Annotated in this window: 12 protein-coding genes, 1 riboswitch and 1 other annotated feature; of the genes, 3 read left to right on the top strand and 9 right to left on the bottom strand. The window is 46.8% G+C overall.

Annotation, left to right across the window (positions count from 1 at the left end):
• Nucleotides 1-25: 25 nt before the first annotated feature.
• Nucleotides 26-460: an ACT domain-containing protein gene (locus M8332_RS04135; protein WP_252780806.1), complete on the bottom strand. Its 435-nt coding sequence runs from the start codon at nucleotides 458-460 to the stop codon at nucleotides 26-28.
• A 201-nt stretch (nucleotides 461-661) separates the two neighbouring features.
• Between M8332_RS04135 and M8332_RS04140 the strand changes: the two genes are divergently transcribed.
• Entirely contained in the window at nucleotides 662-1267 is a 606-nt protein-coding gene (locus M8332_RS04140; RefSeq protein ID WP_252779588.1) for a TMEM175 family protein, read from the top strand.
• Between the two features lie 36 nt (nucleotides 1268-1303).
• Here M8332_RS04140 and M8332_RS04145 read toward each other — a convergent pair whose 3' ends face one another.
• On the bottom strand, nucleotides 1304-2986 hold the full coding sequence (locus tag M8332_RS04145; protein ID WP_435370787.1) for a putative polysaccharide biosynthesis protein: 1683 nt from the start codon (nucleotides 2984-2986) through the stop codon (nucleotides 1304-1306).
• A gap of 57 nt (nucleotides 2987-3043) precedes the next feature.
• Nucleotides 3044-5464 carry a leucine--tRNA ligase gene (gene leuS, locus M8332_RS04150; protein ID WP_252779590.1) on the bottom strand — a complete coding sequence of 807 codons (2421 nt, stop codon included), beginning with the start codon at nucleotides 5462-5464 and terminating at the stop codon, nucleotides 3044-3046.
• Between the two features lie 70 nt (nucleotides 5465-5534).
• Nucleotides 5535-5733: a binding site (T-box leader), on the bottom strand.
• An 84-nt stretch (nucleotides 5734-5817) separates the two neighbouring features.
• Between leuS and mnmM the strand changes: the two genes are divergently transcribed.
• Nucleotides 5818-6375: a tRNA 5-(aminomethyl)-2-thiouridylate-methyltransferase MnmM gene (gene mnmM / locus M8332_RS04155; RefSeq protein WP_252779591.1), complete on the top strand. Its 558-nt coding sequence runs from the start codon at nucleotides 5818-5820 to the stop codon at nucleotides 6373-6375.
• Here the strand turns inward: mnmM and M8332_RS04160 are convergent.
• Nucleotides 6372-7832 (bottom strand): MDR family MFS transporter, encoded by a 1461-nt coding sequence (locus tag M8332_RS04160; RefSeq protein WP_252779592.1) that lies wholly within the window; start codon nucleotides 7830-7832, stop codon nucleotides 6372-6374. The two genes, mnmM and M8332_RS04160, sit on opposite strands and share 4 nt — an antisense overlap.
• A 64-nt stretch (nucleotides 7833-7896) precedes the next feature.
• Nucleotides 7897-9090, bottom strand: coding sequence for a methionine adenosyltransferase (metK, locus tag M8332_RS04165; protein WP_252779593.1), 1194 nt, complete (start codon nucleotides 9088-9090; stop codon nucleotides 7897-7899).
• Nucleotides 9088-9170, bottom strand: a riboswitch (SMK box riboswitch). (Overlaps the previous gene by 3 nt.)
• Nucleotides 9171-9252: 82 nt before the next feature.
• On the opposite strand from metK, the gene M8332_RS04170 reads away from it, so the two are divergent.
• The gene (locus M8332_RS04170) at nucleotides 9253-9948 is read left to right on the top strand and encodes a hypothetical protein (protein WP_252779594.1); all 696 of its coding nucleotides are present in this window, start codon (nucleotides 9253-9255) and stop codon (nucleotides 9946-9948) included.
• Nucleotides 9949-10005: 57 nt separating this feature from the next.
• On the opposite strand, the gene M8332_RS04175 is transcribed toward M8332_RS04170, so the two are convergent.
• The 4 genes from M8332_RS04175 to M8332_RS04190 form a co-directional block, all read right to left on the bottom strand.
• Entirely contained in the window at nucleotides 10006-10743 is a 738-nt protein-coding gene (locus M8332_RS04175; RefSeq protein WP_252779595.1) for an amino acid ABC transporter ATP-binding protein, read from the bottom strand.
• Nucleotides 10743-11438, bottom strand: coding sequence for an amino acid ABC transporter permease (locus M8332_RS04180; protein ID WP_252779596.1), 696 nt, complete (start codon nucleotides 11436-11438; stop codon nucleotides 10743-10745). Before M8332_RS04180 ends, M8332_RS04175 begins: the two co-directional genes overlap by 1 nt.
• Nucleotides 11439-11451: 13 nt before the next feature.
• Entirely contained in the window at nucleotides 11452-12225 is a 774-nt protein-coding gene (locus M8332_RS04185) for a transporter substrate-binding domain-containing protein (RefSeq protein WP_252779597.1), read from the bottom strand.
• 110 nt (nucleotides 12226-12335) lie between these two features.
• Entirely contained in the window at nucleotides 12336-13625 is a 1290-nt protein-coding gene (locus M8332_RS04190; RefSeq protein ID WP_252779598.1) for a solute carrier family 23 protein, read from the bottom strand.
• Between the last annotated feature and the right edge of the window lie 153 nt (nucleotides 13626-13778).

The raw sequence follows: 13778 nt of genomic DNA on the forward strand, positions 1-13778 counted from the left end.
TTAAAATCCTTACATTATCAGCCCATTATTCGATTGAAACCAGGTGAACTTGGCTCGTCCCCGCTACTCGTTTAAAGTTTTCCAATAAATCATCAATCGTGATCGTAATGTGACTTAAATCAATTGAAATCACCACACTCGCCATCTGATGAATCGGAATGTTTTGGTTAATCGTCAAAATACTGGCCCCGCTCTCTGCCACCTGCTTCAAAACTTGTGACAATACCCCTGGACGATCGTTCAACATCAGTGAAATCACCGCTTTCCGATTCCACGTTGCTTCGTCAGTTGAATACACCAGATCCTTATATTTATAGTAGCTCCCCCGACTGATACCAACGGCCTTCACCGCTTCGCTAATGTTCGCAACCTTGCCCTCTTCTAATAACTGACGAGCGGCAATCACCTTGCCAAACATTTCTGGTAATAATGATTGATCTACAATGTAATACTGTTTAATTTTACTCAACTCCCCTGTTTACGCCCCGTTGTCCCAGACTAATCCGTGCGTATTTAATCCCAAACCTCGTAAATTTTCTTAATCATACCAATTACCCGCTGATAAATAAAGCCATGTCCAACTGGCTCAAAAATTTTAATGTTAGAACCCTATGCTATAATTAATGTCCGTAATAATAATTTTTGAAAGAAGGTCCTTCGTTTGAAAAAAGCTCGCGTTGAAGCCCTGACGGATGCCATTGTGGCAATCATCATTACCATCATGGTGTTAGAATTCAAAATTCCAGCTACGCCGCACTTTGATGAAATTTTCGACAGCATTCCCGAATTACTTGCTTACATCGTTAGTTTCGGGTTCATTGGTGTGGCCTGGTACAATCAGCATTACATGTTTTATTTAGTTCGTCGCGTGACCAAACAAGTTTACTGGGCAAATAACCTCTGGATCTTCACGATGTCATTGATTCCAGTAGTTTCCGCTTGGGTGGGAAAATTTATGACGGCTGTCGCTCCCCAGCTGTTCTACTTACTCTTTTTCACCGCCTGGAATTTAGCTTATTTATTTCTTAGTAAGGTCATTTTAAACGAAATGAAACGGGAGGATGACCAAACCGGCATCAAGAAAATCAAAAACATGTGCAGTTACCAATTTTTAATTAGTTGGAAATTTCCAGCCCTAATCATTGTAACCGCAATTGCCATTCTAATTTTCCCCCCGAGTGGGCTAGTCTTTAGTTTAATTGAGATCATCATTAACGGGATTTACACTACTAGCGATAGTGATCAATTAGAGGGTCCCGATGATTAGTAAAAAACAGCACTGCAAATGCAGTGCTGTTTTTTACTAACTAATGTGAAAAATAATCCGTAATCGCGCTACCCTAGCTCCTAAAACTTGATCGGCCAGTCGACTCTTCAAAGTTAAGTACATATATACACTACCTCCAATTAAGGCGGAAACACCAGTAACTACCAAACTCATCAGTGAACTATAGGGGTTTCCAACTAGCCCAATCAAAAAGTTCAAGGCGTAAACCATAACTAATGTAATTACATACATGACTAACGTATACGCAATTAAATCGGCCGAATCCATCAACATTTTATGGACCTCAAACCCAAAGTCATGGTTTAAGGAATGAATGATCAGCAGGTTTGCTATGGTAAAGCCAACGACCGTGGACATTAAGGTCCCAAACGCGCCAAACCAATAAACCAGTGGAAATTGGGTAATGACCTTTGCAATCGTTCCAATCACAAAGTACTTCACAGCCCGTCGATTTTGCGATACTCCCTGCATCACGGCAGAGGTAACCACAAACAAGCCAATTGGAATTGCAGTAATCGCCGCGAAAGTTAACACGTTACTCCCAAAGTCCATGTTAGCCGTTCCATAAAAAGTGCGGTTCAATGGTCCTGCGACCGCGGCCATTCCCAAGGAAGCCGGTAACATCACGAACTCAAACAAAATCATGGTGTTCGACAGTTGATCCCGCATCATAGCCCGATTTCGCTTCGTAAAGGCCGTGGACAGTAACGGAACCACCGTGATAGCCAGCGACGACGCTAAAGAAATCACGATCATAGTCAGCTTGTTGGCATTTCCGGCAAAGACGGCATAGTCCACTTGTAATGCTCGTTCGGAAAAGTTAGTTGCTAGCCGCATAATGTCAAAGAAAGTAAACTGATCAATCAGGGAAAAGATGGTAACTCCCGCCCCTAAAATCACAAATGGCACCGCTTGACTAATGATTTCTCTGTATAACTGGTTGGTTGGGACCTGGAGCTGGTTATTACTGTGTGCCACCAAATTATGGTAGTAGTGACGCCTTTTCCAGTAATACCAACCCAGAATTAAGAACCCAAAGATGGCTCCGATACAGGCCGCAAAGGTTGATTGCGACACCGCCGTCACCCAGTTACCGTGGAGCACCTTTAAGATAATGAAGGCTGAGGCCAACATGTAAATGACCCGGGCCAACTGTTCCACAAACTGGGAAATCGCAGATGGCGCCATGTCTTCGTATCCCTGAAAGTACCCTCGGGTTAAACTCATCGCGGGAATAATCAGCACCGCCCAGGCTAACGAGTGAATCACCGGAATCACATTGGGATCTCCATTCGTCAGCAACGGCGCGGCAAACCATAAAAGGAGGGCACTAAGGACCCCCATCAAAATTGACAGGCTAATCCCCTTTTTATACAGTTGCACTCCGACTCCATACTCATTTAACGCATTATAGTGGGCTACTTGCTTGGCAATGGCAGAGGGAATCCCAGCAATGGCCACGATTAAAACAAAACTGTAAATGTTATAACCCTGGGTATACAGTGAGTTGGCAATCGGGAATAAGGAGGCTCCAAAGATGAGCCGCCAGGGAATAATGTAAAGCGCCCCGAGAATCCGCGACAGGATACTCCCAATCGTCATCCAGGCAGAGCCCTTGAGCATTTGGCCCTTGGCCCGTTGCGAATCCGCAAATTGTTGTTGCTCTTCTAACTGATTGTTTTCAACATCGTTATCCACTAAAATAACCTACTTTCGCCCTAAAAATCTTAAACAACTAATCTAACACAAACTAGGCTAATTAGCTACAATATTAACAATCTTTCCAGGAACCACAATCACCTTGCGGATTGTTTGGTTGTCCAGGTTTGCAATGACATCTGGATTAGCAAGCGCAGCTGCTTGAATGGCATCCCGATCAGCATCCGCTGGAACCGAAATCCGGGCCCGCACTTTTCCGTTCACCTGAACGGCCAGTTGCACCTCATCCGCCTCTAATTGCGCGGGATCGTAGGTTGGCCAACTCGCGTATGCAATCGTTTCATCGTGCCCCAACCGGTGCCAAATTTCTTCGGCTAAATGCGGGGTAATTGGTGCGAGCAACTTAATTAGCCCCTCCGCATATTCCTTAGGCAGCGCCTGATGCTTATAAACTTCGTTTACAAATACCATCATTTGGGAGATGGCCGTGTTAAACCGCATCTTTTCGATGTCATCGGTCACTTTTTTCACGGTCTGGTTATAAACTTTAGCAAGCTTCCCATCGTTGGTTGGCACCACCAAACTCGTCATTTGTTCGTCATCACCAACATACATCCGAAAAACCCGCTTAATCCACCGGTTAGCACCCGTGATTCCTTCGGTACTCCAAGGTTTTGATTCTGTCAACGGACCCATAAACATTTCGTACAACCGCAGGGTGTCAGCCCCATACTCGTTAACAATGTCGTCCGGGTTCACCACGTTTCCCTTTGATTTGGACATTTTTTCGTGGTTCGTCCCGAGAATCATGCCCTGGTTCACCAAACGCTGGAAGGGTTCCTTCGTTGGCACGACTCCTAGGTCATACAGGAATTTGTGCCAGAACCGGGCGTACAAGAGGTGCAAAACAGCGTGTTCGGCTCCACCAACGTAGAGATCAACTGGCAACCAGTAGTCTAACTTCTTTGGATCGGCAATCATCCGATCGTTGTGAGGATCAATGTAACGGAGGTAATACCACGAACTCCCGGCCCACTGGGGCATCGTGTTGGTTTCTCGGCGACCGTGACGACCGTTTGCATCCGTGACGTTAATCCAGTCACTCAGGTTTGCTAGCGGACTTTCCCCGGTTCCAGATGGCTTAATGTTATCGGTTTTTGGGAGTCGCAGAGGCAATTCTGATTCTGGTACAAGTGAGGTACTGCCATCATCCCAGTGGATTACGGGAATTGGTTCCCCCCAGTACCGTTGCCGAGAAAAGATCCAATCCCGGAGTTTGTAGTTAACTTTCTTTTGGCCGGCATCATGTTCTTCCAACCAGGTTAAAATCGTTGGAATGGCTTCGGCTTTTTCCATGCCATCGAGGAACCCAGAATTAATGTGCACTCCATCGCCGGTGTAGGCTTCTTTACTAATGTCTCCGCCGGCAATCACCGGTACGATAGGCAGGTTAAACTTTTGTGCAAATTCGTAGTCCCGTTGGTCATGAGCCGGCACAGCCATAATGGCTCCCGTTCCGTACGAAGGCAGAACGTAGTCCCCAATCCAAACGGGTAGTTTTTCCCCGGTTACCGGATTGATTGCGTAGGCACCCGTAAACACACCTGATTTATCCTTATTCAAATCGGTCCGTTCCAGGTCTGACTTTGAAGCAACTTCCTGTCGGTAATCGCGAACTGCCCCAGCTTGATCAAGGGTAGTAATTCGATCCACCAGGGGATGTTCTGGTGAAAGCACTAGGTACGTTGCTCCAAACAACGTATCGGCCCGGGTTGAAAAGACTTCAATGGTGGCATCAGCTTGGTCAGCAACCGGGAACTTGATGCTGGCTCCCACTGATTTTCCAATCCAATTCCGCTGCATCTGCTTAATGCTTTCCGGCCAGTCTAGGTCATCCAAATCATCCAAGAGCCGTTCTGCATAAGCAGTAATCCGCAACACCCACTGTTTCATTGGTTTTCGGTACACGGGGTAGCCACCACGTTCGGTCTTACCGTTGACCACTTCTTCGTTCGCAACCACTGTCCCCCCCATGAGGTCTGGAGCCCAGTTAACTTCAATTTCATCCTCATAAGCCAAGCCCTGTTTGTAAAGTTGTTCAAAGATCCACTGGGTCCACTTGTAATACTTTGGATCGGTCGTGTTCACTTCCCGACTCCAATCGTAAGAAAACCCGAGGGATTTGATCTGCCGTTTAAAATTTTGAATGTTTTGATTGGTAAAGTCCGCGGGATTATTCCCCGTTTTCATCGCATACTGTTCGGCTGGCAAGCCAAAGGCGTCCCAACCCATCGGATGCAACACGTTTTTACCCTGCATCCGGTTGAACCGCGCCATGATGTCCGTTGCAGTATACCCTTCTGGATGACCCACGTGGAGTCCCTGCCCGGATGGATATGGGAACATGTCTAAGACGTAGTACTTCTCCTTATTTGGATCATCGCCCGTTCGAAAGGTTTGGTGCTCATCCCAATATTTTTGCCATTTTTGTTCAATTTCCTGGTGATTGTAGCCCATGTCATTCACTCCTTTAACCTGACTGGTTGCTGGTTATTCACGCCATAAAAAAAGCCTATAGAAATTAATTCTATAGGACGAATTTCCGCGGTACCACCTAATTTTTCCCCACCCGGGGAACCCCTTAAGTCCATAACGCGGAAAACGGTTAATCGGTACGATTAACGAAACCTCCACAGCAAGTTCGTCGCAAAAAGTTCTAAGCTTCCACCATCCGCTTAGTCGCTGGTAACTTTTGTACCACTACTACTCTGCTTCTTTAGTTTAATCATTTGGTTACCCCCACGATAGCAAACTACGGGGCAAAACACAAGGTTTTTATTGCTATAATACTATGGAAAGGACGGTTTATCATGCAATTACAATCAGCTTTACAATTTAGCCATACGCTCTTAGAACAAGTCGTGAATCCCGGTGACATCGTAGTCGATGCCACGGCTGGAATGGGTCACGATACCCTCAAACTAGCGCAGTTGGTCGGAACCACTGGGCACGTCTATAGTTTTGACATCCAAGCTCCGGCAGTCATGGCCACCAAAGCCAAGCTGGCGGAAGCGGGTTATCACAACGCTACGGTGTTCCAACAGGGGCATGAACAGCTCGACGAAATGGTTGCAGGTCCCATTACCGCCGCCATCTTTAACCTGGGTTATCTCCCTCGCGGCGACCATGCCCTCATTACCCAACCAAAAACTACCCTCAACGCCCTACAAAAATGTCTCGAGCTGTTAGCTCCAAAAGGCGTCGTGGTGGTCGTCTGCTATTATGGTCATCCGGGTGGGGCCACCGAAAAAACGGCCGTCCTAGCCTGGGCCGCCCAGCTGCCCCAAGCTGAATTTAACGTCTTGCAGTATCAATTCCTTAATCAAGTGCATGAACCACCAATCCTGTTAGCAATTCAGAAGCGCTAAATGCGGGGCCGATGGTCCAACCAGTTAACGACCGCAGCAGCAACCACTAAAAGCGCGGCAACCAGAAAGACGTTGTGTAACGCCCCATACAAGATTTCCTTGAGCTGTGGCAGTAAGTGAGCTGCTAAATGCTTAGCCGTTTTGGGGTTAATCAGTTCGTTCATTAACTTTAGACTGGTTTGCGGGTGTGTTGCTACTCCATGGCTCATGGAGGTATTCATTACGATTCCAAACACTGAGATCATCAAGGTTTGCCCGAGCGTCCGACTCAAAGTATTAAAGGACGAAGCAACCCCGATTTGATCATCAGCAACCTCATTTTGTACGGTTACAGATGCATTGGTAATGCACAGCCCAAACCCAATGCCTAACACCCCAGAGATGATGAAAAATAACCAAAAGGGGGTTGTAATCGGCGCAACGATCGACGCAAGACTCCCAGTCCCAATGAAAATCAGGCTTAGATAGGTAATCAGTTGGGGCCGGAATTTCACCAGTAACTTACCAGTCCAAAATGATCCAATGATCCACATAATCGAACTCGGGGTAATCGCAAAGCCGGCCATGGTTGCCGGTAATCCGAGGATTCCCTGGGTCCAATCAGGAAGGTAAACTTCATAAGCAAAGATAAATCCACTAATCAGTGCTGCAATTAAATTCTGAGTAACAAAGGTCCGCTGCTTAAACATGGCGAGGGGGATGATGGGATCGGCTGCCCGGCGTTCCTGGCGAACAAACCACCCCAAGCCCACGGTTGCCACCACGATGCATCCAGCAATCAAGGCCCAGTTCAGTGGTTGTTCCCCTAACAATTGAAAGAGCTCCATGATGGCTAATAACACGATGGCGATCAACACGACCCCACCGTAGTCAATTCGACTGGTTCGTTTGGTAACCGGTTCTACCAAGAACCACCAAATTAACCCAATCGTCACCAGCCCAATCGGTACGTTCACAAAGAAAATCCAGTGCCAGGATAACTGGTCTACAATAAAGCCCCCTAATAAGGGAGCTACAATCGATGCAATTCCCCAGGCCGAACCTAGTAACCCGACCACGTCCGCCCGGCGCTCAAAGGGATAGAGGTCCGCAACAATCGTAAATGAAACCGGCATGATGACTCCCGCGCCAACTCCTTGCACCGCCCGCCACATGATTAAGGTGATCATCCGATCGGACATCCCAGAAAACATGGATCCAACCGTAAACACGATGAGCCCAAAAATAAAGACCCGTTTGCGGCCCAGTTGATCGGCTAACTTTCCGTAAATCGGGGTCGCAATTGCGTTGGTCAATAGGAAAATGGAAAAGACCCAGTTCATTAAGGAAACTCCGTGCAAATCACCAACAATGGTAGGCATGGCCGTCGCAACAATTGTCCCTTCCACGGCACTCATAAAGGTGGCAATGAAGAGGGCAATTGTCACCACCCGAACGTTTGTGACTCGTTTTTTCATTCGACTACTTCACTCCTTTCTGACTAAAAAAACGACCCTCTCGGATCGACTTTCTTAGTTTAACTTAATTCTTTTTTACCGCATCCTGCAACTGTGCAACCCGGTCAGTGTGTTCCCATGGTAAATCAATATCATCGCGACCAAAGTGACCATAAGTAGCAGTTTGTTCGTAGATTGGTCGTTGCAAGTCTAACATCTTAATAATGCCCGCAGGCCGTAAATCAAAGGTTTGGCGAATTGCAGCAATCAACTCTAGTTCCGAATAATCAGACGTATTGAAGGTGTCAACTTCAATCGACACCGGTTCGGCGACCCCAATTGCATATGCCAACTGAATTTCTACCCGATGGGCCAACCCAGCGGCTACCAAATTCTTAGCAATGTAACGAGCGGCATAACTAGCAGAGCGATCCACCTTGGTGGCGTCCTTTCCAGAAAAGGCTCCCCCACCGTGGTGGGCGGAGCCACCGTAAGTATCAACAATGATTTTACGACCGGTTAAACCGGCGTCCCCATTTGGTCCACCAATCACGAATTTCCCGGTTGGGTTAATCAGGTATTTCGTCTCGGCATCCAAATCCTGGGCAGGAATCACCTGTTTGATAATCTTATTAATCACATCCGTCCGAATTTGCGCCTGCGAAACGTCTGGATCATGTTGGGTACTCAATACCACCGTATCAACCCGCAGTGGTTGTCCCTGTTCGTCAAATTCGACCGTCACTTCGGCCTTCGCATCCGGACGCAAGTAGCTTAGTTCGCCACTTTTACGGACCTGGGCTGTTTTACGCATTAATTGGTGCGCTAACGAAATTGGTAAAGGCATCAATTCTGGCGTCTCGTCAGTCGCATACCCAAACATAATTCCCTGATCCCCGGCCCCAATTTGGTCCAGGGGATCAGCTTGGCCAGCCCGGGTTTCTTCGGATTCATCAACCCCCTGCGCAATGTCTGGTGATTGTTCGTCGATTGAAACCAACACCGCAACGTTATCAGCATCAAAGCCGTACGCGGGGTTGTCATACCCAATCTTGCGGATGGTATCGCGCACAATTTCGCGGATATTAACATCCGCGGTCGTTGAGACTTCTCCAAAGACCAACACTAACCCCGTAGTAACCGACGTTTCACAGGCCACTCGGGCTTGCGGATCTTGTTTTAAAATAGCATCCAAGATCGCATCACTAATATGATCGGCAATTTTATCTGGATGTCCTTCTGAAACTGATTCAGAAGTAAATAAATGTTTTTCACTCATCTGATTTTCCCCCTAATGGTTTTGGTTACAAGGCAGCTTCACTTTACGTGAATCCTATCGGGAACATACTCATAACTATTTTATCCTATCACAAGTTTTCCTAAATAAGTAGTTGAAGCCCACGAAAAAGTCCACTAAGATTAAGTTATTGAGGTAAATACTATGAAAAAATACGTAAATTTCTGCATGCACTACCGCTGGTGGTGGGAAAATTTGTTCTATCTCATCCTTACCATCATCGTTTGGAACCTAGCGGCCAACCGCCCTTCGAGTTCGGCCCCGACCTTTCAGACGAGTTGTTTTCTGATCATGGAGCTGGCCTGGGCTGGCAGTTGCCTAGTTTTCTTACGCAAATGGGACGTCCGCCTCACCATCATCTTGACCGGCAGCGCCGTCCTGCTGGCGTTGCTCTCCCGCTTGCCGGGGATTCTGATTTGGGCAACCATGTTTTATGCCGTGGTTAGCGTGGCCCTACGCGTTCCACGCCTGGCGCTTCATAACCAGTACGGCTTGTTCTGTTTCGCCCTGATCAACGCTGTTATTCCGGCAGCGTCCTTAAACTTGTTAACCAGTCAATATTTAGAGCGAAGTACCCTCTTAAACATCGGAATTCTCCTGACCCTGTACTTCCTCTTTTACGCCCTACGCTTTACGAACGAACTGGCACATCCTAGTAACGTCCTCTTCATTTTCTGGTTTGCAGGCTTAATCCTAGCAAACTTTCCGCTCCTAAAGGACAGTTTATTAATTGCCCTCGTGCTCCTGGCCTACGGGGGCCAAATCTTTCTCCGTAACGAGCGCCAGCGGATTTGCTTATTAGCTTTCTTTGTCATTGCCTTAATCGCATTCATCAATTAAATTTTGACAAACTAAAACCAGCAGTCCTCGATGGGACTGCTGGTTTTTTATTTCACGCTAATTCAAAGAAATTCCCTGCAAAAAATTAGTTACCCGTGGAGTGGGATGGGCAAAGAAATCAGCACAGGAACCATCAAACTGCAGTTGCCCGTCTTCTAGGAACAGAATCTTATCGGCCGCATTCTTGGCAAACTGCATGTTGTGAGTTACGACAATCATCGATTGCCCTTCACCAGCCAATTGTTCCAACATCTTTAAAACCTGCGTTTCCATCTCTGGATCTAGCGCACTGGTCGGTTCATCTAACAAGATGTACTTGGGATGAACCGCGAGCGCCCGACAGATTGAAATCCGTTGCTGCTGCCCTCCCGATAACTCCTGGGGATAAACATCCGCATAGTCAGCGAGCCCCACTTCCTTCAATAACGCCCGGGCTTGCGTTTCCGCTTGCTCTTTTGGCACCTTTTGCACGTAAATTGGAGCCACCGTGATATTTTGGAGAATCGTTAAATTAGGAAAGAGATTCCAATTTTGAAACACCATACTAGTTTGATCACGAAGTTCGTGCTTAGTCTTTTTATCAACCGGTCGGGCAAAATCAACCTGCAGGTCATCCAGTGCTAGAGTCCCAGCATCTGGTTGAACCAAGAGGTCTAATGACCGGAGTAGGGTGGTCTTTCCCGATCCCGATGGGCCCACGATCACCGTGGTTTGGTGTTCGGGAAATTCGGTACTAATCCCCTGTAACACAGGTTTCGACCCAAAATTTTTTTGAATGTCATTAATTTTAAACACTAGTTGGCAGCCCCCTTCAGATAACGTGATGACCGTTTTTCCAAGTAGTGTTGCAGGACATTTAAGATCGAACACAAAATGGCATACAGAACCGCAACTTCCATGTACATTAACAACGGTTCAAAGTTTTGCGCTGCAATCTGTTGGCTAACTTGAAACATTTCGGCAATCGTAATCGTACTTGCTAACGACGTATCTTTGACTAAACCAATAAATTCGTTGGAAAGTGGTGGCAAAGCCGTCCGTAGCGCCTGGGGAATGATGAAATGCCACAACGTCTGGGGCGTTGAAAAGCCCAAGGTGTAGGCTGCTTCCCACTGATCCTCATTAACCGACTGTAACGCAGCTCGAATGGTTTCTGACCCGTAGGCCCCCATGTTAAGCGAAAAACCAATCAGCGCCGCAATGAATGGTGCTAACTTAATCCCCACTGACGGGAGTCCAAAGAAAATGATAAATAATTGAACTAGTAACGGCGTTGACCGAAAGGCCCATACGTAAAAACTGATTACTGCCCGAAACGAAACCCAGGCCGCATGGCCAACTGGTCCCAGGTTCGGTTTTAGCGTTCGAATCAAAGCGACGATAAATGCAATAACCATCCCAAATGCGAAGGAAATCAGTGCTAAGGGAATCGTGAACTTCACCATCGCCGTCAACAAACTGGGGAGCGATGACGTAATAATCTCAAGCATCCTTAATCAACCCCTACTTTTCTGTAATATCAGTCCCGAAGTACTTCATGGACAACCGTTTTAAAGTTCCATCTTTACGTTCGGACTTGATGGCTTTGTCCATCTTCGCTTGTAACTTAGCGTTCTTTTTATTCATCATTGGAGCGATGGCACTAGTTTTAATTTCACTATCAGGAATTACTTTGTAAGTTAAGTCCGTATCTTGATGACTCTTCTTCCAGTATTCAAATGCTTCGCGGGAGTTTACGGCTCCAACTACCCGGCCCTGGTCAATCATGTCCATTGATGTTTGAAAGTCGGGGGAAGACACCGGCGTTGCGCCTAGTTTCTTCGCGTTGTTAAAGTTATCGGTTCCCGTTCCTTCAGCAACTTTTTTGCCTTTCAAATCCTTAGCAGACTTAATGGGACCGTCCTGTTTGGTAATCAAGATGGACTTCGAGTAAATGTACGGCGTTGCAAACCGGAACTTCTTTTGCCGATCCGGATTTTCAGCCATGTTATTGAAAATAACGTCATAGTTGTTTGAATTCAAACCAGCAATCAACGAATCCCAGCCGGTCGTTACAAACTTCGGTTTCAAGCCCATTCGTTTAGCCGTTTCCTTGGCTAAATCAACTTCAAACCCAGTTAACTTGCCGTTTTGCCGGTAAGAATAAGGAGCATAGGTTCCTTCCAACCCAACGGTCAGGGTGTTCGGCGTTTTTGTTTCCGCTTGCTTTTGTCCACAAGCCGCGAGGACTAATGCAGATAAACCTGCCATTAAAATTAAAGACCATTTCTTTTTCATGATTCACACTCCATTTACTTATTTTTTGTACGTGCTCGATTATACCGAATCTAACCACAAATTACCATTTTTAACTTCCTATAACAGCTAACTTCCAAAGAAGTTGCCTGTTACTTTGTCGTTTTCGTAGTTGCAGCCGGAGCTTCGGGGGAATTGGTGCGGGGCAAAATTAAGTTTAACCCAATTCCCATCACGGTTGCTAAGGCGACCCCCGTGAACTGGAACGTACCCAGTTGCAGGTAGGCATTCCCCACCCCGATGACTAAGACGACCGATGCAATCATCAAATTCCGCTTTTGGTTTAAATCCAAGTGATTATCAATCATTACCTTAATTCCACTGGAAGCAATTGTTCCAAACAGGAGAAAACTAATTCCACCGATTACCGGCAGCGGCATCTGCATGATCAACACGTTCAACTTATTCACGAACGCAAAGGCCATCGCAAAGAGGGCGGCTCCAATAATTACATAGACACTGTAAACCTTTGTAATGGCCATCACTCCGATGTTTTCTCCATAGCTAGTTACAGCGGGGCCGCCCAGTAACCCCGCTGCTAGCGAAGCAGCCCCGTCCCCAGCCAACGTCCGATTTAATCCGGGATCCTTAAAGAAGTTCCGTTGGGTTAGTTCGCCCAGAACCATCAGGTGTCCCATGTGTTCTGTCATGGTGACAAAGGCAATCGGTGCCATCACTAAGATGGCGTTCCATTCTAAGTGGAACCCCTTTTCCGTCCCTAGTAATTCAAAGTGTGGAACCCTGAACCAGGGAGCAGCAGCAATTGCATGTAAGTCAACTAGCCCGCAGGCCATGGAAATTAAATACCCTACGACAATCGCTAGTAAAACTGGAATCATTCCCAAAAAGCCCTTCAGTTTCATGTTAAAGAAAATCGCCAAGCAGAGCGTTGCTAACGCAATCAGAAAGTAAGTCAGATCATAGTGATTGTTTTTCAGCATGGCATCCTGGGCAGCTGCTCCGGCAAGCGACAGCCCAATTACGATGACAATTGGTCCCACAACAATTGGAGGTAACAGGTGGTCAATCCAGTTGGTTCCAAGCAACCACACGACCGCCGCCACGATGAGATATACCACCCCAACCGCAATCACTCCCTGTTGCACTCCAGCAATCCCGGTCGTTTTCATAAGCGCCAGCATCGGGGTAATGAACGCAAAACTCGATCCCATGTACGCAGGAATTTTCCCCTTTGTAATGAGAATGTGTAACAGCGTCCCAATCCCCGAGGCAAAGAGGGCGATGCTAGGACTCAGACCCACTAACAGCGGGACGATCACCGTACTTCCAAACATTGAAAACATGTGCTGTAAAGACAACCCAATCCAGGCTAGGCCACTCGGTTTATCATGAATGTCTAACTTAATTTCCTCATTTTTCACGGCAACTTCCTCCTACTAAAAAATCCGGTTGCCAGTGACAACCGGATTCGAATCCAGCTCCGCTGGATTACTCACCATTCATCACTTACGGTCTCACTGGGCCAGTTTAAAGTTCCATCTTTAAAACTAATTTAACTGTTTCTTAGAAGCCTG

The sequence above is a fragment of the Fructilactobacillus ixorae genome (assembly GCF_024029915.1).
In the GTDB taxonomy this organism is placed as follows: domain Bacteria; phylum Bacillota; class Bacilli; order Lactobacillales; family Lactobacillaceae; genus Fructilactobacillus; species Fructilactobacillus ixorae.